Origin of the sequence: Variovorax paradoxus, from assembly GCF_009498455.1 — a bacterium.
GTDB classification, from domain to species: domain Bacteria; phylum Pseudomonadota; class Gammaproteobacteria; order Burkholderiales; family Burkholderiaceae_C; genus Variovorax; species Variovorax paradoxus_H.
Genome location: NZ_CP045644.1, coordinates 2,033,168 through 2,050,419, shown reverse-complemented (window position 1 = coordinate 2,050,419; position 17,252 = coordinate 2,033,168). Strand labels below are relative to the sequence as shown.

General features: G+C 68.4%; 16 protein-coding genes. 11 read left to right on the top strand and 5 right to left on the bottom strand.

Features of this window, described 5'->3' with window-relative positions; genetic code table 11:
* The first annotated feature begins 62 nt into the window (after positions 1-62).
* Both GFK26_RS09325 and GFK26_RS09320 read left to right on the top strand, forming a co-directional pair.
* Positions 63-1,580: an AMP nucleosidase gene (locus tag GFK26_RS09325; RefSeq protein WP_153281740.1), complete on the top strand. Its 1,518-nt coding sequence runs from the start codon at positions 63-65 to the stop codon at positions 1,578-1,580.
* A 114-nt stretch (positions 1,581-1,694) separates the two neighbouring features.
* A complete protein-coding gene (locus GFK26_RS09320; protein WP_194274058.1) occupies positions 1,695-2,717 on the top strand; it encodes a tripartite tricarboxylate transporter substrate-binding protein in 1,023 nt (340 codons plus the stop codon).
* Positions 2,718-2,753: 36 nt separating this feature from the next.
* Here GFK26_RS09320 and GFK26_RS09315 read toward each other — a convergent pair whose 3' ends face one another.
* A complete protein-coding gene (locus GFK26_RS09315) occupies positions 2,754-3,494 on the bottom strand; it encodes a hypothetical protein (RefSeq protein ID WP_153281739.1) in 741 nt (246 codons plus the stop codon).
* Between the two features lie 389 nt (positions 3,495-3,883).
* Positions 3,884-4,579 (bottom strand): ArsR/SmtB family transcription factor, encoded by a 696-nt coding sequence (locus tag GFK26_RS09310; protein WP_153281738.1) that lies wholly within the window; start codon positions 4,577-4,579, stop codon positions 3,884-3,886.
* 83 nt (positions 4,580-4,662) lie between these two features.
* Between GFK26_RS09310 and GFK26_RS09305 the strand changes: the two genes are divergently transcribed.
* The gene (locus GFK26_RS09305; protein ID WP_153281737.1) at positions 4,663-5,829 is read left to right on the top strand and encodes a cytochrome P450; all 1,167 of its coding nucleotides are present in this window, start codon (positions 4,663-4,665) and stop codon (positions 5,827-5,829) included.
* Here GFK26_RS09305 and GFK26_RS09300 read toward each other — a convergent pair whose 3' ends face one another.
* Entirely contained in the window at positions 5,830-6,795 is a 966-nt protein-coding gene (locus tag GFK26_RS09300; RefSeq protein WP_153281736.1) for a pyridoxamine 5'-phosphate oxidase family protein, read from the bottom strand.
* Entirely contained in the window at positions 6,792-7,445 is a 654-nt protein-coding gene (locus tag GFK26_RS09295) for a glutathione S-transferase family protein (RefSeq protein WP_228122058.1), read from the bottom strand. Before GFK26_RS09295 ends, GFK26_RS09300 begins: the two co-directional genes overlap by 4 nt.
* A 117-nt stretch (positions 7,446-7,562) precedes the next feature.
* Between GFK26_RS09295 and GFK26_RS09290 the strand changes: the two genes are divergently transcribed.
* The 7 genes from GFK26_RS09290 to GFK26_RS09260 all read left to right on the top strand — a co-directional run bounded on the left by GFK26_RS09290 (position 7,563) and on the right by GFK26_RS09260 (position 14,469).
* A complete protein-coding gene (locus GFK26_RS09290; protein ID WP_153281734.1) occupies positions 7,563-8,453 on the top strand; it encodes a LysR family transcriptional regulator in 891 nt (296 codons plus the stop codon).
* A gap of 38 nt (positions 8,454-8,491) precedes the next feature.
* On the top strand, positions 8,492-9,451 hold the full coding sequence (locus GFK26_RS09285; RefSeq protein ID WP_228121955.1) for an ATP-binding cassette domain-containing protein: 960 nt from the start codon (positions 8,492-8,494) through the stop codon (positions 9,449-9,451).
* Positions 9,452-9,464: 13 nt separating this feature from the next.
* Positions 9,465-10,301: an ABC transporter permease gene (locus tag GFK26_RS09280; protein WP_153281733.1), complete on the top strand. Its 837-nt coding sequence runs from the start codon at positions 9,465-9,467 to the stop codon at positions 10,299-10,301.
* A gap of 835 nt (positions 10,302-11,136) precedes the next feature.
* A complete protein-coding gene (locus GFK26_RS09275; protein ID WP_153281732.1) occupies positions 11,137-11,589 on the top strand; it encodes a MarR family winged helix-turn-helix transcriptional regulator in 453 nt (150 codons plus the stop codon).
* A gap of 74 nt (positions 11,590-11,663) precedes the next feature.
* Positions 11,664-12,089, top strand: coding sequence for an organic hydroperoxide resistance protein (locus GFK26_RS09270; RefSeq protein WP_062481095.1), 426 nt, complete (start codon positions 11,664-11,666; stop codon positions 12,087-12,089).
* A gap of 184 nt (positions 12,090-12,273) precedes the next feature.
* Positions 12,274-13,392 (top strand): DUF2855 family protein, encoded by a 1,119-nt coding sequence (locus GFK26_RS09265; RefSeq protein WP_194274057.1) that lies wholly within the window; start codon positions 12,274-12,276, stop codon positions 13,390-13,392.
* Between the two features lie 33 nt (positions 13,393-13,425).
* A complete protein-coding gene (locus GFK26_RS09260; protein WP_153281730.1) occupies positions 13,426-14,469 on the top strand; it encodes a serine/threonine protein kinase in 1,044 nt (347 codons plus the stop codon).
* Here GFK26_RS09260 and GFK26_RS09255 read toward each other — a convergent pair.
* Positions 14,466-15,446 (bottom strand): LysR family transcriptional regulator, encoded by a 981-nt coding sequence (locus GFK26_RS09255; protein WP_153281729.1) that lies wholly within the window; start codon positions 15,444-15,446, stop codon positions 14,466-14,468. The genes GFK26_RS09260 and GFK26_RS09255 overlap by 4 nt on opposite strands.
* A 90-nt stretch (positions 15,447-15,536) precedes the next feature.
* Between GFK26_RS09255 and GFK26_RS09250 the strand changes: the two genes are divergently transcribed.
* Positions 15,537-17,249, top strand: coding sequence for an acyl-CoA dehydrogenase family protein (locus GFK26_RS09250; protein WP_153281728.1), 1,713 nt, complete (start codon positions 15,537-15,539; stop codon positions 17,247-17,249).
* Positions 17,250-17,252: the final 3 nt, after the last annotated feature.

Here is a 17,252-nt window from a genome sequence, read left to right as displayed (position 1 = left end):
GACGCACGACAGCGCCGCGCGGCGACCGCCCACGCGTCACGCCCGCATTGCACAATGACGCCATGCCCTACATGCCCACCTTCGTCGCTCCCGCCCGCTTCACCGACGCCGCCGAGGCGCTCGACCAGGTCAAAGCCATCTACCAGGGCGGGCTCGCCCACCTGCGTGAGTCGATGCTGCGCTTCGTGGCCGGGGAGGCGCTGCCGGGCCGGGTGCGGGCCTGCTACCCGTTCGTGCGGGTGCACACGCACACCGTGTCGCGCCACACGCCGCCGGCCAACGCCGGCCTGAGCTACGGCTTCGTGGCCGGCCCCGGCCGCTACGAGACCACGCTGACGCGGCCCGACCTGTTTTCGCGCTACTACCTCGACCAGTTCCGGCTGCTGCTCGAAAACCACCAGGTCGAGCTCGAGGTGGGCACCAGCACGCAGCCGATTCCCATCCACTTCTCGTTCGCCGAGAACGACCACATCGAAGGCACCATGAGCACCGAGCGTCGCGCCCTCATGCGCGACGTGTTCGACCTGCCCGACCTGGGCGCCATGGACGACGGCATTGCCAACGGCACCTTCGAGGCGCTGCCCGGCGAGCCGCAGCCGCTGTCGCTGTTCACGGCGGCGCGCGTCGACTACTCGCTGCACCGCCTGCGCCACTACACCGGCACGGCGCCCGAGTGGTTCCAGAACTTCGTGCTGTTCACCAACTACCAGTTCTACATCGACGAGTTCGTGCGCCTGGGCCACGAGGCCATGGCCGACGAGAACAGCGAGTACATCGCCTTCATCGAACCCGGCAACGTGATCACGCGCCGGCGCGGGCTGGCCGCGGGCCAGAGCGACACCTTCGCCCACCTGCTGGACGGCAGCCAGGGCACCGCGCCGCCGCGCCTGCCGCAGATGCCGGCCTACCACCTGGTGCGCGAGGACTACAGCGGCATCACCATGACGAACATCGGCGTCGGCCCGGCCAACGCCAAGACCATCACCGACCACATCGCCGTGCTGCGTCCGCACGCCTGGATGATGCTGGGCCACTGCGCGGGCCTGCGCAACACGCAGCAGCTGGGCGACTACGTGCTGGCCCACGCCTACGTGCGCGAGGACCACGTGCTCGACGAAGAACTGCCGCTGTGGGTGCCGATTCCGGCGCTGTCGGAAATCCAGCTCGCGCTCGAGCAGGCGGTGGCCGACGTCACGAAGTGCGAAGGGCCCGAGCTCAAGAAGATCATGCGCACCGGCACCGTGGCCAGCACCGACAACCGCAACTGGGAGCTGCTGCCCGCCAACCAGCCGCAACGCCGCTTCAGCCAGAGCCGCGCCGTGGCGCTGGACATGGAAAGCGCGACCATCGCGGCCAACGGCTTCCGCTTCCGGGTGCCCTACGGCACGCTGCTGTGCGTGAGCGACAAGCCGCTGCACGGCGAGATCAAGCTGCCCGGCATGGCCAACCACTTCTACCGTGAGCGCGTGGAGCAGCACCTGCGCATCGGCATGCGCGCCATCGAGATCCTGCGCGAGGAAGGCACGACCCGGCTGCACAGCCGCAAGCTGCGAAGCTTCGCGGAAGTGGCTTTCCAGTAGGCTGAGGCGCCTTTCTCTCGGTCTTCGCCTCAGGGTTTCTCCCTGTGAGGGCGAGGACGGGATGGCGGTGTTTCGCGGACATCATTGGCTGTCACGTACACCACCGGAAACACGATGCGCCCGTCTTCGCCGCCTGCCGCCGCCCTCCCCCTGTCCCGCCGCCGATTCGGCACCTGGCTGGCCGCCTCGGCCGCTGCCGCCGGTGCGGGCCAGGCCGCGCTGTGGGCCGGCAACGCCCGCGCGGCCGACGCGCCGCTGAGCAGCAAGCTGCGCATCGTCATTCCCGCGAACGAAGGCGGCGGCTGGGACCAGACCGGCCGCGCCCTCGGCGCCGCCCTGCTGGCCTCGGGCGCCGTGGGCACCGTCACCTACGAGAACATCGGCGGCAAGGGCGGCACCATCGGGCTGGCCAGGTACGTCGAGAAGTACGACGCCGACCCCGAGGCGCTGCTGGTCAGCGGCATGGTGATGGTCGGCGCGGTGGCGCTGCAGAAGCCCGCCGTGACGCTGGCGCACGTGTCGCCCGTGGCGCGCCTCACCAGCGACTACGAGGTGGTCGCCGTCAAGGCCGACTCGCCCATCAAGACCCCCAAGGACCTCATCGCCCAGCTGCGCGCCGATGCCGCCAACACGGTCATCGCCGGCGGTTCGGCCGGCGGCGTGGACCACATGTTCGCCGGCATGCTGGCGCGCGTGGCCGGCGCCTCGGCGTCGCTGAACTACCAGCCGCACCCGGGCGGCGCCCAGGTGGTCGAAGCGCTCGAGACGGGCAAGGCGGCGGCCGGCATCTCGGGCTACAGCGAATTCGCCGAGCACATCACGAGCGGCAAGCTGCGCGCCATCGGCGTGTCGTCCAAGCACCCGTTCCAGGGCATTGCGTCGGTGCGCCAGCAGGGCGTGGACGCCGACCTGGCCAACTGGCGCGGCGTGATGACCGGCAAGAAAGTGCCGCCCTACCGCCGCGGCCAGCTGCTCGAGGCCGTGCAACGCGCCACCACGCACGACCTCTGGCAGAAGACCATCAAGCGCAACAACTGGGACCCGTACTGGATGGCGGGGAAGGACTTCGAGAGCTTTCTCGAACTCGATACGGCGATGGCTGGGCCGCTGATCTATCTGCTCAAGCTGAAAGCCTGAGCAGATCGTGGCGCGGCGCGCGAGCGCCGCCCGCGGTCATCGGCAGAGCCAGGTGCGTGTGCACTGGGTGGCAATCCGGAAGACGCGCTTTGCCGGCAGGCTGCCGTTCGCCGGAACGAAGGTGTACTGGGCTCCGCCCTTGGCGCCTTCGGTGTTGAGCTGTGCCACCCAATCCGCATCGCTGCTCATCACGGCATCGACCACGTAGTAGTAATAGGTGGTCGGATCGTTGCTCACCTTGACGTAGTAGGTGCCACGCGAGGCCACGGAGGTGAGCGGTACAAAGCCCCTGTCGCCCATTGCGTTGAGCGTTTCAAGACTGTCGCTCATTACGTCCCGCGGAAAAGCCTTGAACTCGTAGGCGCAGCGATCACTGGCGCCCTGCTGTCGGATCAGAGAGAGCTTCGGCGCATCCCATTCGCCCGACTGCCGGCAATAGCCTTGTGCGCCCATCGCATTGAGCCGTGCCAGGACATCGTCGCTGGCGCCGAACCAGTCGGCATCGACCGGCATGCTCTCGTACGTTGCGGCTGTGGCCGGTCTTCCATAGAGGTATTGCACGCCCGTTCCGCCCTGACCGGGGAAGAACATCATCGGCAGGAAGCTCGCGGCAGCCTCACCATTCGGAGGCGAGGCCTTGTCGAAGGTCCACACATAGGACGACTCCAGCGACGACTTGGCGAAGATGCCATTGCCCGTCTGAGAATTGAGAAAGCCGGCGTAGTAGTAGCCCACGAACTCAGGGCTGTTCAGCAGACCGAGCACCGTTGTGGCCATGGTGCCGGCGAAGGGGTTGCCTGCTTCTGTGATCTTGGCCAGCTTGTAGGTGTAGGTGACGACGGGGCCAGGTCGAGGCCCAGTTCCACCCGGCTCCGGCTGGCCTGGTCCGGGACCAGGACCGGCTCCGGGCTCCGGATCGGTCGTTGTGTTCGGCGTGGTTTGCGTGCCCGCAGGCGGTGTCTGCGATGTACCTGTCACTGGTGGAACGAAGCCGGCAAAACCACCGCCGCCTCCACCGCCTCCGCCCCCACCTCCGCACGCCCCCAGAACGATGCAGCTCACGGCCGCCCATGTTTTCACAGTCACGGTCTCTCTCCCTTGGAAACCGAAGATGGTAGTCAGTTCGCAGTGTGCCGTTTACTCGGGTTCGCCCGCAGAACAGCCGCTCAAGCAAACAACTCCGGCATCTCCCGCAGCGCCTTCGCCGTCAGCGTGAGCGCGCGCCCGTCGAGCGCTTGCCGCACCCAGCCGCGCCGCAGCGACAGCTGCAGCCACGCGGCGCCGAGCGCGCCACCCAGGTGCGGGCGGCGTTCGCTCCAGTCGAGGCAGGCACAGGCGAAGCGGCGGCGTGAACGGCGCACGGCATCGACCTCGACGCCCAGGCTTTCCAGCGCGATCGCGCCGTCGGGCGTGAGCTCGTACGAGCCGCTCTCCAGCCCGCTGAGCCAGCCCTGCGCATGCAGCCGGTCGTGCAGCGCGACGCCCGCGGTGCCGGCCATGTGGTCGTAGCAGGTGCGGGCGCTGCGCAGGCGGCTCGGCGTGTTGGGCTGAAAGGCGGCCGCCGTGGGGCGCGGCGCGCCGGCCACGACCATGAGGCTTTCGAGCGCGGCAGCCACGTCGTCGCTGGCCAGGCGGAAGTAGCGGTGCTTGCCTTGCACAAGCACCTCGACCAGCCGTTCTTCTTTCAGGCGCGCGAGGTGCGCGCTCGCGGTCGAGGGCGCCACCTCGGCCACGGTGGCGAGCTCGGTCGCGGTACGGGCGTGACCGTCCATCAGGCAGTTCAGCATGCGGGCGCGCGCCGGTTCGGCGATGGCGCCGGCAAGACGGGCGAGCTGGAAGTCGGAAGCGGTGGTGTCGTCCATGCGGCCATCCTAAAGCGACGCCGCATCCCACACTTCGTTCGCGAGCGAAGTGTGCCGGCAGCTGCGAACGCACACTGCGCGCCATGACCACCGCTGTGCTCCCTTATCACCCCGCCGACCCGGTCGCCGCCGCCACGCACGCCGACCCGTACCCGTACTACGCCACGCTGCGTGATGGCCCGCCGCTCGCGTGGCACGAGGGCTTGCGCGCGTGGGTGGCGAGCCGCGCCGATGTGGTCATGCAGGTGTTGCAGGCCCACGCCCCGCTGCGCGTGCGCCCCGCCGCCGAGCCCGTGCCGCGCGCGATCGTGGGCAGCCCGGCCGGCGAGGTGTTCGGCCACCTCGTACGCATGAACGACGGCCCCGCGCACCAGGCACACCGGCCGGCATTGCAGCGCGCGCTGGCGGGGCTCGACCTCCATGCGGCACACGCCGCCGCGCTCGACGTGGCACGGCAGGTGCCCGCGCACGCACCACTGTCCGATTCGCTGTTCTCGCTGCCCGTGCGCGCGATGGCGCACCTGCTCGGCTTCGACGACGCGACGCTGCCGCAGGTGGACCGCTGGATGCGTGACTTCGTCGCCTGCCTCTCACCGCTGTCGAACGCCGACCAGTTGCAGGCGGCAAGCGCGGCGGCCGGCGAACTAATGAACCGCTTCGAAGCCCTGAGCGCGAACGCCTCGCCGCGCGACGGTACGCTGCTGGCGGCGGTGCTGGCCGAAAGCGCGGCGAGCGCGCCGCTCTCCCGCGCGCTGCTGGCGAACCTCGTGGGCCTGCTCTCGCAGACCTGCGACGCCACGGCGGGCCTGCTGGGCAACAGCCTGATCGCACTGGTGCGCGAGCCCGCGCTGCGCCCGTTGACTCGCACGCGCGACGGGCTGCTCGCGATCGTTGAAGAGACAGCGCGCCACGATCCGTCGGTGCAGAACACGCGCCGCTTCGCGATCGAACCCGTCGAGATCGCCGGCACCTCGCTGGCGGCGGGTGATGCGGTGCTGGTGCTGCTGGCCTCGGCGCACCGCGACCCGGCGTTCAACCCCGAGCCCGACCGCTTCATGCCCGTGCGCGCCCAACGCCGCGTGCTTGGCTTCGGCCATGGCATGCATGCGTGCCCCGGACAGGCACTGGCCTGCACGCTGGCCGCTGCGGGCCTCGAAGCGCTATTGCGCCCACAACGCGCATCCGATCTCGACGCGCTTCGCTGGCGCTACCGGCCATCGGTCAACGGGCGCATTCCCGTCTTTGAATAGTCAGTGCCCGGCCCAACGGCCGGTGCCCGCCAGGTGCGGCGACAACGCGGCCTCGCCCCAACGCAGCGGCAATGCGGCCGGACGACGCAACGCACGCGTGACATGAAAGCGCATCAGCCGCTCCGCGCCCTCGAACGCCGCGACCTCGGGCCCGTCCGTGACGATCTCCGCCGTGGCGCTCAGGTGCAGCAGTTCGCCGGTGTCGAAATCGACGAACAGCAGACCCGCGCGCGGGTGCGCCTGCAAGTTGCCGAGCGTGTTGAAGAAGCGGTTGCCGTTGAAGTCGGGCACCGTGAGCACGCCGCCCGCATCGACACGCACGAAGCCCGGTCGACCGCCGCGGTGCGACACGTCGACGCCGTGCGAGCGCGCATCGGCTTCGTCGCCGACCGCCGCCGCGTCGGGATACGCCGTGGCGATGAACAGCGTGTCGGCGGCACCGATGAGCCGCTCGGCGGCGAGGTCGAGCGTGTCGAGCCACTGCACGGCCGGCTCATTGGCAGGCGGTGCGGCAAACACCGGCTCGCGCGCCTGGATGTAGCGCGGGCAATTGCCGAAGCTCTGCTGCACCTCGACCATGAAGCCCGCCGCGTCGAGCGCCTCGACCGTGCCGTTCATGCGGTTGCGCCGCCGCGTGTGCGGCTGGATGCCCAGCAGCCCGAGCGTGGCACCGGGCGCGAGCTGGGCCGCGAGCGGATCACCGGCGCCCGGCAGCGCATCGACGCGCAGGTGCGTCGCGTCGGGCGAGTGCGCAAAGCCGGCGGGTGCCGCGAGCATGCTGGCCCACGGCTGCAGGTCGGCGTCGAGGCTGCCGACCACAAGGAACGGCAGCTGCGCGAAGAACTCGCGGTGCTGGTCGGGCATGTAGTCGCGAATCACGCGCGGCCCCATCGCCTCCATCTGCTCGCGCGAACCCACGAGCGCCTGCAGCGCACGCTCGCCCGCGTGGAATGGCGCGGCGATCATGCGACCGCCGCCAGGCCGACCGGCGTGCGCACCATCGGCACGAACCCCGGCAAGGCTTCCACGCGCGCCAGCCAGGCGCGCAGTTGCGGATACGCGTCGAGCGACACGCTGCCCTCGGGCGCATGCGCCACGTAGGCGTAGTTCGCGATGTCGGCCAGCGTGGCCGACGGGCCCGCGAGAAAGGCCTGGCCGGTCAGGCAGGTCTCCATCACGGCGAGTAGGGCGTGCGAGCGCTTGACCGTTTCGGTCGGGTCGGTGTCCAGGCCGAACAGCACCATCACGCGCGCCGCCGCAGGCCCGAACGCGAGCGGGCCGGCCGCCACCGAGAACCAGCGCTGCACGCGCGCCGCGCCCACCGGGTCGCGCGGCATCCAACGCGCCGGATCGGCGGCATAGCGTTCGTTGAGGTACACGAGGATGGCGTTGGAGTCGGCCAGCGTGACGTCGCCGTCCTCGATCACCGGCACCTGTCCGAAGGGGTTGCGCGCCAGGAACTCCGGCGTGCGGTGCTCGCGCTGGCGCAGGTTGAGTTCGACGATCTCGAAGGGCAGGCCGAGCACCGTGAGGAAGAAGCGCACGCGGTGCACATGGCCCGAGATGGCGTTGCCGTAGAGCTGGATGGGCTGGGCTGGCTGGCGGGTGGCTGCGATGTTCTCGGTCATGAAGAGTCCTTCGGGTGGGTATGCCCTCGATTCTTCTCTCTTCCGCCAAATGAATGAATAGCCTTTGCCGGATTTGACTGCTGCGTTTTCCGGTTTAATCGCGCCATGGACCGCTTCAAAGCCATGCAGACCTTCGTGCAGATTGCCGACCAGGGCAGCCTGACCCGCGCCGCCGAGGCGCTCGGCAGTTCGCTGCCCGCCGTGGTGCGCGCGCTCGCCGCGCTCGAGGCGCACCTGGGCGTGCGCCTGTTCCACCGCACCACGCGGCGCCTGTCCCTCACCGAGGAGGGCCGCCACTATCTGCCGAGCGCGCGCGAGGTGCTGCTCGCGGCCGACGCCGCCGATCAGGCGCTGAAGGCCGAGGCGCGCGAACCCGCGGGGCAACTCGTCATCACCGCGCCGGTGCTGTTCGGCCACATGTACGTGGCGCCGGCCATCGTGCGTTTCATGCAGCGCCACGAGAAGGTGCGCTGCAGCGTGCGGCTGCACGACCGCACGGTGAACCTGCTCGAAGAGGGCATCGACGTCGGCATCCGCATCAGCCCGCTCGAAGACTCGTCGCTGGTGGCGCAGACGCTGGGCACCATCCGCCGCGTGGTGGCGGCCAGCCCTGCCTTCTTGGCGCAGCACGGCGTGCCGCGCCATCCGCGCGACCTGGCCGGTGCGCCCAGCGTGCGCGGGCGCATTGATGCACCGCCGCAATGGGCGTTCCGCGACGGTGGCAAGACCGTGCATGTCACGCCCGACAACCGCCTCGAGTTCAACCACCTCGCGCCCGCCCTCGAAGCCTGCGCCGCGGGCATGGGCTTCGGTACCTTCTTCTCGTACCAGGTGCTCCCCTACGTGGCGCAGGGCCAGCTGCAGCTGGTGCTCGAAGACTACGAGCCCGCGCCCCGGCCCGTGAGCGTGATCTACCCCAACGCGCGGCTGCTGCCGGCACGCACGCGGGCCTTCATCGACTGGATGAAAACCGAGTTCAGCGGGCTGCGCATGTAGCGGCTGCGCCAATCGGCGAGCTGCGTCAGAATGACCGCGTGCCATCTCCCACCACCCCCTCCTCGCCTTCTTCTTCCTCCCCGTTGTTCCAGGTCCGCGGGCTGCGCAAGCGCTACGGCGAGACCACGGTCGTCGACGATCTTTCGTTCGAGATCGCGCCCGGCGAGTGCCTGGGCGTGATCGGGCCGAACGGCGCGGGCAAGACCACCACCATCCGCATGTGCCTGGGGCTGACCGCGCCCGACGGCGGCAGCATCGAGGCGCTGGGTTTGCAGATGCCACGCGACGCGCTGGCCATCAAGGCGCAGCTGGGCGTGGTGTCGCAGTTCGACACGCTCGACCCCGACTTCAGCTGCGCCGAGAACCTCGTGGTGTACGGCCGTTATTTCGGTTTCAGCAAGGCGCATGTGCGCGAACGCGTGCCGCAGCTGCTGGAGTTCGCCGCGCTCTCGCACAAGGCCGACGCCAAGCCCGGTGAGTTGTCGGGCGGCATGCGCCGGCGGCTGTCGCTGGCGCGTGCGCTGGTGAACGACCCCAAGTTGTTGCTGCTCGACGAGCCCACCACCGGGCTCGACCCGCAGGCGCGCCATCTGATGTGGGAGCGGCTGCAGGTGCTGCTGCAGCAGGGCAAGTCGATCCTGCTGACCACGCACTTCATGGACGAGGCCGAGCGCCTGTGTTCGCGTCTGCTGGTGCTCGACCATGGCCGCAAGATCGCCGAAGGCCGCCCGCGCGATTTGATCGCCGAGCACCTGGAGCCTGATGTGGTCGAGGTGTATGGCAATGGCGCGCTGTCGCTGGCCGGCTCGGCGGAGTTGCAGGCGTTGGCTGCGCGCGTGGAGGTGAGCGGGGAGACCGTGTTCTTCTACACGCAGGATGCGCGGCGTTTGCTTGACGCGCTGACGCAGCATGGCGGGCTGCGGACCTTCCATCGGCCGGCCAACCTGGAAGATCTTTTCCTCAAGCTCACTGGCCGGCAGATTCGCCAAGATGGCTAATCAGACCTTCTTTATGAACACGACCACTGCTTCTTCTGAGACACCCGTGCCTCCTTCACCCTCCGTGTGGCGCGCGCCTGAGCTGTCGATGCGATGGTGGCCGGTGTTTTTGCGCAACCTGCTGGTGTGGCGCAAGCTCGCGCTGCCCAGCCTCATCGGCAACATCGCGGAGCCCCTGATCTGGCTCGTGGCCTTTGGCTACGGCATGGGCGCACTCGTCGGGCAGGTGACGGTGGATGGCACGCAGGTGCCGTACATCCTGTTCCTGGCGAGTGGGTCGATCTGCATGAGTGCGATGAATGCGGCGAGCTTTGAAGCGCTGTATTCGGCGTTTTCTCGGATGCATGTGCAGAAGACGTGGGACGGGATCATGAATGCGCCGGTGGGGCTGGATGACATCGTTCTCGCGGAGATGCTGTGGGCGGCGTTCAAGTCGATCTTTACTGTGACTGCGATCTTGTTTGTGATGTTGGGGTTGGGGATCAGTCACAGCCCCAAGTTGATCGTGGCTTGGATGGTGTTGATTGGGTGTGGGATCACGTTTTCTTCTGTGGCGTTGATCTTCAATGCGTTGGCCAAGGGGTATGACTTTTTTACTTATTACTTCACGCTGTTCATGACGCCGATGATGTTTTTGAGTGGGGTGTTTTTTCCTTTGGAGCAGTTGCCTGCTGCTGTGCGTGCTGTGGCTGCGTGGTTGCCGTTGACTAATGCTGTGGCTTTGGTGCGGCCGTTGTTCATGGATCGGTGGCCTGAGGGGTGGTGGGTGCATGCGGGGGTGTTGGTTGTTTATGCGGTTGTTGCTTTCTGGGTTGCTTTGGCGTTGACTCGGAAGAGGTTTCGGGGGTGATGTTTAGGGCGTGATCTGGTTTGCTTCCCGGGGCCGGGTCTCGCCCCGGCGGGCGACCTACTTTTCTTTGCTTCGCCAAAGAAACGTAGGCAAAAGAAAGGCGACCCTGCTGTCTGCGTCCCTGCGCTTCGCTGCGGGCAACCTGCGGTGCTCACGTTCCGCGGGGTCTCGCCCAAACTCGCTTCGCTCAAACAAGGGCGAGCCCTGATCCGCGAAACGCTGCGCTCCTCGGCGCATACAGAAGGGGTTTGATACCGAGCGGGCCATCGCTTTGCTCGGCAGCTGAACACCTCACGAGCCTTCGCTCGCTCGGCTTGCATTACTCCCTCTCCCCTTGGGGAGAGGGTTGGGGTGAGGGTCCGCGGCACAGAAACACCGCCTCGCGCGCACAAAGGCCGACGCCCTCACCCCCGCCCTCTCCCCAAGGGGAGAGGGAGCAAGTCCCCCGCCGACCGAAGCAAAGGCCCGATCCCAAGCCGACCGAAGCAAAGGCCCGATCCCATGCCGAGCGAAGCGACGGCCCGCCCGGTGTCCCAATCCCCTCTGGCTGCGCCGAGGAGCGCAGCGTTTCGCGGATCAGGGCTCGCAGCTGTTTGAGCGCAGCGAGTTCTGCGAGACCCCGCGAAACGCGAGCACCGCAGGTTGCCCGCAGCGAAGCGAAGGGACGCAGACAGTGGGGTCGCCTTTTCTTTGCTTACTTTCTTTTGGCGAAGCAAAAGAAAGTAAGTCGCCCGCCGGGGCGAGTCCCGGCCTCGGAAAGCAAAACGACCCCCACCCCATGTCACCCAAACCAACTACATTGCACACAATTCAATTGCGAACTACAATTCCACCCATGCCAAAGAAGATCCAACCAGACGAGATGCTCAAGCTAGACAACCAGCTCTGCTTCGCCGTCTACTCCGCGTCCTTGGCCATGACCCGTCTCTACAAGCCGCTGCTGGAAAAGCTCCAGCTCACCTACCCTCAATACTTGGTGATGCTCGCCCTCTGGGAACAAGACGGCCCCACCGTCTCCGCCCTCGGCGAGCGCCTCTCGCTGGATTCCGGCACGCTGACCCCGCTGCTCAAGCGCCTCGAAGCCAACGGCTACGTAGCCCGCGTCCGCGACGTCGCAGACGAGCGCCGCGTCCACATCACGCTCACCGCCACCGGCCGCAAACTCAAGTCCCGCGCCGCCAACGTCCCCGAGTGCCTCATGGCCGCCAGCGAATGCTCGGTGCCCGAGCTGATCGCCCTCACGCAGCAGATCCAGACCCTGCGCGACCGCATCCGCAAAGCCGCCTGACACACAACCCCATCACAGTTCTCCCCGGCCTCCCCAGGAAGCCCTTTCACCACCCCAAGCCAAAGGAAATCACCATGACCACCAAGCTCGACAAAGTTCTCTACACCGCAGAAGCCCACACCGTCGGCGGCCGTGACGGCGCCGGCAAGTCCAGCGACGGCGCCATCGACGTCAAGCTGAGCTCGCCCGGTTCGGGCAAGCCCGGCACCAACCCCGAGCAGCTGTTCGCGGTCGGCTACGCCGCCTGCTTCATCGGCGCCATGAAGGCCGTCGGCCCGAAGATCAGCGTCAAGGTGCCGGAAGAAGTCGCCATCGACTCGAAGGTTTCCCTCGGCCCGACGAACGGCGGCGCGGCCTACGGCATCTCGGTGCAACTGGCGATCTCGCTGCCCGGCCTCGACGACGCACAGAAGAAGCTGCTGGTCGACACCGCCCACCAGGTCTGCCCGTACTCGAACGCCACCCGCGGCAACATCGACGTGGAACTCACCATCGTCTGATTCCGCTCTGACGGTTTCGTGAAAAAAAGAAGCGCCCCGGCCCCAGGCCCGGGCGCTTTTTTCATGTCTGTCTCACGGGTGACGCCGAAACGCACGCCGAGATAGCGCCTTTCACCAAGCTTGGCTAATGTGGCCGCACGTCTCGCCCGCTAGTCCTCAACACACACCCGTGGAGATCGACCCCATGAGCACCACCCACCTCCTGATCCGCAAAGACCAGCTCGCCACCGCGCGCCTGCACACCGACACCACCGAACGGCCGCTGGCCGACGGCCAGGTGCGCGTGCGCATCGACAGCTTTGCGCTCACCTCCAACAACATCACCTACGCCGCCTTCGGCGATGCGATGAGCTACTGGCAGTTCTTCCCCTCCGAGGAAGAAGGCTGGGGCAGCATCCCGGTGTGGGGCTTCGCGAGCGTGGTGCAGTCGCTGCACCCGGGCGTGGCCGTGGGCGAACGGCTGTACGGCTACTGGCCGATGGCCACGAGCGCGGTGCTCAGCCCCGACCGGCTCTCGCCCGCACGCTTCACCGACGCGGCGCCGCACCGCGCCGAGCTGCCCGCGGTCTACAACCAGTATTTCCGCTGCAACGCCGACCCGCTGTACACCACCGACACCGAAGACCTGCAGGCGCTGCTGCGCCCGCTGTTCATCACCTCGTGGCTCATCGACGACTTCATGGCCGACAACGACTTCTTCGGCGCCACCACCATGCTGCTGTCGAGCGCGTCGAGCAAGACGGCCTACGGCACGGCCTTCCAGCTGCACCAGCGCGAAGGCATCGAAGTGATCGGCCTCACGTCGCCCGCCAACGTGGCCTTCTGCCAGAGCCTGGGCTGCTACGACCGCGTGGTGACCTACGACGCGCTCGACAGCATCGCGGCCGACACGCCGTGCGTGTACATCGACTTCGCCGGCAACGGCGAGCTGCGCACTGCGATCCACGAGCGCTTCACGAACCTGAAGTACAGCAGCTCGATCGGCGGCACGCACGTGGAGCAGCTCGCCGCCAAGGGCGCCGGCAAGAGCCTGAGCGGCCCGCGCGCCACGCTGTTCTTTGCGCCGGCGCAGATAAAAAAGCGCACCACCGAATGGGGCGCCGACGAGTTCGGCCGGCGCATGGTGGCCGCCTGGCACCACTTCCTGGCCACGGTGACCGACCCCAACAACCCCTGGCTGCACGCCCAACACCACTTTGGCGGCGAGGCGGTGCAGGCCGCCTACGCGCAGGTGCTGGCGGGCAAGGGCGACCCGCGCACGGGCCATATCCTTTCGCTTTACAAACAAGCGGGCGCTCGCTGACCGGCACGGGGCCCGTGTGGCGACAATCGCCGCATGACCCCTTCTTCTGTCGCGCCCGCGAACACACATCCTTACGAGAGCCTCACGCCTGACGTGGTGCTCGACGCGCTCGCGACACTCGGCCTGCACGGCGACGGCCGGCTCACCGGCCTGAACTCCTATGAAAACCGGGTCTACCAGGTGTTCCTGGAAGACCCGAATCCCCATCCTGCGGTGGTGCTCAAGTTCTACCGCCCCGGCCGCTGGAGCGAGGCCGAGATCCTCGAGGAGCACGCCTTCTCGCTCGAACTGGCCGCTGGCGAAGTGCCGGCCGTGCCGCCGCTGGCCTTCGACGGCAAGACGCTGCACCACCACGCGGGCTTTGCCTTCAGCGTGAGCCCCTACCGCGGCGGCCGTGCGCCCGAGCTCGACAACTTCGAGGTGCTCGAATGGGTCGGCCGCTTCCTCGCGCGCATCCACACCGTGGGCAGCGCCAAGCCCTTCGAGGCCCGCCCCGCGCTCGACCTGCAGACCTTCGGCCTGGACTCGCGCGACTGGCTGCTCGAGAACGACAAGATCCCGCTCGACATGCAGCGCGAATGGGAAAAGACCTGCAACGAGGCGCTGGACATGGTCCGCGCCACCGCCCTGGCGTTGCAGCCGCCGGCCTCCGACTTCAAGCCCCGCAAGCTGCGCCTGCACGGCGACGTGCACCCCGGCAACATCCTGTGGACGCCCACCGACCGCCCCGGCGGCGGCCCGCACTTCGTCGACCTGGACGACGCGCGCACGGGCTTCGCGGTGCAAGACCTGTGGATGCTGCTGTCGGGCGACCGCGCGCAGCGCACGGCGCAGCTGTCGGGCCTGCTCGACGGCTACGAGCAGTTCCGCGAATTCGACCGCCGCGAGCTGGCGCTCATCGAACCGCTGCGCACGCTGCGGCTCATCCACTACAGCGCCTGGCTGGCGCGCCGCTGGGAAGACCCGATCTTCCCGATCAACTTTCCGTGGTTCGGCTCCAGCGACTACTGGAAGGGCCAGATCCTCGTGCTGGAAGACCAGTGCGAGCAGATGGCGGAAGAGCCGCTGTACGCCTAGAAATGTCGGCCCCCCGGCTTTTCACTTCGCTTCGCTGCGTGTAATTCGCCACCCCCCATGGGGGAGGCCCGGCCGCCTTGGGGCGGCCCGGCGGCGGCCGGTTGGACGTTGGATACGCCCTGCAGCAGCCGCTCGACCAGCACATTGACCGGCCCGGTGCGCCACACGCCATAAGCCTCCGACTGCGCCACCGCGCGGTCGAGCGGGCGGAACACCGCGCCGCGCAGCGCCGAGTGCCGCATCGCCTGCGGCACCAGCGCCACGCCCATGCCCTGCGACACCAGCGAGACCACGGCCAGCCAGTGCCGCACCTCGTGGCGCACCTCGGGCGAAAAGCCCGCGTCGGCGCAGATCGAGAGGATGCGCTCGTGGTAATCGGGTGAGGCCTCGCGCGAGAACAGCACGAAGGGCTGCGCGCGCAGGTCGGCCGGCGCCAGCACGCGCTTGCGCGCCAGCGCATGGCCCGCGGGCAGGCAGGCCACGAAGGGCTCCGACAACAGCAGCCGGTGCTGCAGCTCGGCCGGCATGCGGCTGGTGTGAACGAAGCCCAGGTCGAGCCGGTCGTGCAGCAGCTCGGCGATCTGCACGCCCGAATTGAGTTCGCTCAGCGTGATGCGCACCGCCGGATGCCGCGCCTGGAACGCACGCAGCGCGGGCGGCAGGCCGCGGTAGAGCATGGCGCCGACAAAGCCGATGCGCAGCCGGCCCGCCGAACCGGTGGCCACGTCGCGCGCCTCCATGGCGGCCTCCTCGGCCTGCAGCAGCACGCGCCGCGCCGACACGCGCAGCGCCTCGCCCGCGGGCGTGAGCCGCACCTCCTTGCTGTTGCGCTCGAACAGGCGCGCGCCCACCGACTCTTCGAGCTGGCGGATCGCCACCGACAGCGGCGGCTGCGAAATGGCCAAGCGCCGCGCGGCGCGCCCGAAGTGCAGCTCTTCGGCGAGCACGGAGAAGTAGCGCAGGTGCCGCAGTTCCATGAATAGTTAAATCAAATCATACAAGACCAAATCAATATTAGACACGGATCGTTGCCAACTCAACAATGCGGCGAACCAGGAGACGCCCGCATGCCTACATCCGCAGCCGCAGCCGCCGCGCACCCCACCGCGCACCCGATCCCCGATCGCCACGGCCAGAACCTCTTCACCACCGACACCGAGCTGCACACGCTGCTCGCGCTGTACCTGCCCGAAGCCCTGCGCACGCACATGCGCCCGCACTTCGAACGCCTGGGCGGCCTGGCGGGCGGCCTGCTGGACGACCTGGCCGGCACCGCCGACCGCAACCCGCCCACGCTCAAGCAGCGCACGCGCACCGGCGTGGACGAGCAGAAGGTCATCAAGCATCCGGCCTATGTCGAGATGGAGCGCCTGGCGCTCAGCGAATTCGGCCTGGCCGCCATCTCGCACCGCGACGAGACGCTGGGCTGGCAAGGCAAGATGCCGCCGCTGGTCAAGTACGTGCTGACCTACCTCTTCGTGCAGGCCGAGTTCGGCCTGTGCTGCCCGGTCTCGATGACCGACTCGCTCACGCGCACGCTGAAGAAGTTCGGCACGCCCGAGCTGGTCGCCAAGTACCTGCCGCGCCTGACCTCGCTCGACTTCGACGAACTGGCGCAGGGCGCGATGTTCATGACCGAGCAGGCCGCCGGCTCCGACATCGCCGCCACCGCCACCACCGCGCATCGCCAGGCCGACGGCAGCTGGCGCCTGGCCGGCGACAAGTGGTTCTGCTCTAACCCCGATGCCGGCTTTGCGATGGTGCTCGCACGCGCGGACGATGCGCCCGCGGGCATGAAGGGCGTGTCGCTGTTCCTGCTGCCGCGCGAACTCGACGACGGCAGCCTCAACCACTACCGCATCATCCGGCTCAAGGACAAGCTGGGCACGCGCTCGATGGCCAGCGGCGAGATCCGCCTCGAAGGCGCGGTGGCCTACCTCGTGGGCGAGGAAGGCCGCGGCTTCCAGCAGATGGCCGACATGGTCAACAACTCGCGCCTGTCGAACGGCGTGCGCTCCGCCGGCCTGATGCGCCGCGCGGTGGCCGAGGCCGAGTACATCGCTTCCGAGCGCCGCGCCTTCGGCCGCGCGCTCGAGCAGATGCCGCTGATGCAGCGCCAGCTCGACAAGCTGCGCGTGCCGTCCGAGCAGGCCCGCACCATGGTCTGCCAGACCGCGCAAGCGCTCGCGCGCTCCGACGCCGGCGAGCCCGATGCGTATGCGCTGCTGCGCATCCTCACGCCGCTCATCAAGTTCCGCGCTTGCCGCGACGCGCGCCAGGTCACGGGCGATGCGATGGAAGTGCGCGGCGGCTGCGGCTACATCGAGGAATGGAGCGACCCGCGCATCGTGCGCGACGCGCACCTGGGCTCGATCTGGGAAGGCACCAGCAACATCGTGGCGCTCGACGTGATCCGCGCCGTGAAGCGCGAAGGCTCGCTGCCCGTGCTGCGCGCGCACGTCGAGAAGCTCATCGGCGACGCCACCGAACTCACGCCCGCCTTCGCTGCCGCGCTGCGCGACACGATGGCACGCGCCTGCGCCCTGGCCGAAACCGCCGCACGCGAAGGCGGCGACGTGCTCGCACGTCAGGCCGCATCGGCGCTGTACCACTGCACCAGCGCCGCCGCGATGGCCTGGGAGGCCTCGGCCGGCGGGTCCGCCGCGCGCCTGCGCTGGGCGCAGCTGGTGCTGCTGCACCGCGTGCTGCCGCGCGATCCGCTGGCGCCCGATGCGCTGCCTGCCGACTGGCACGCCGCCGTCGTCCGCACCGCCGCCTGACCC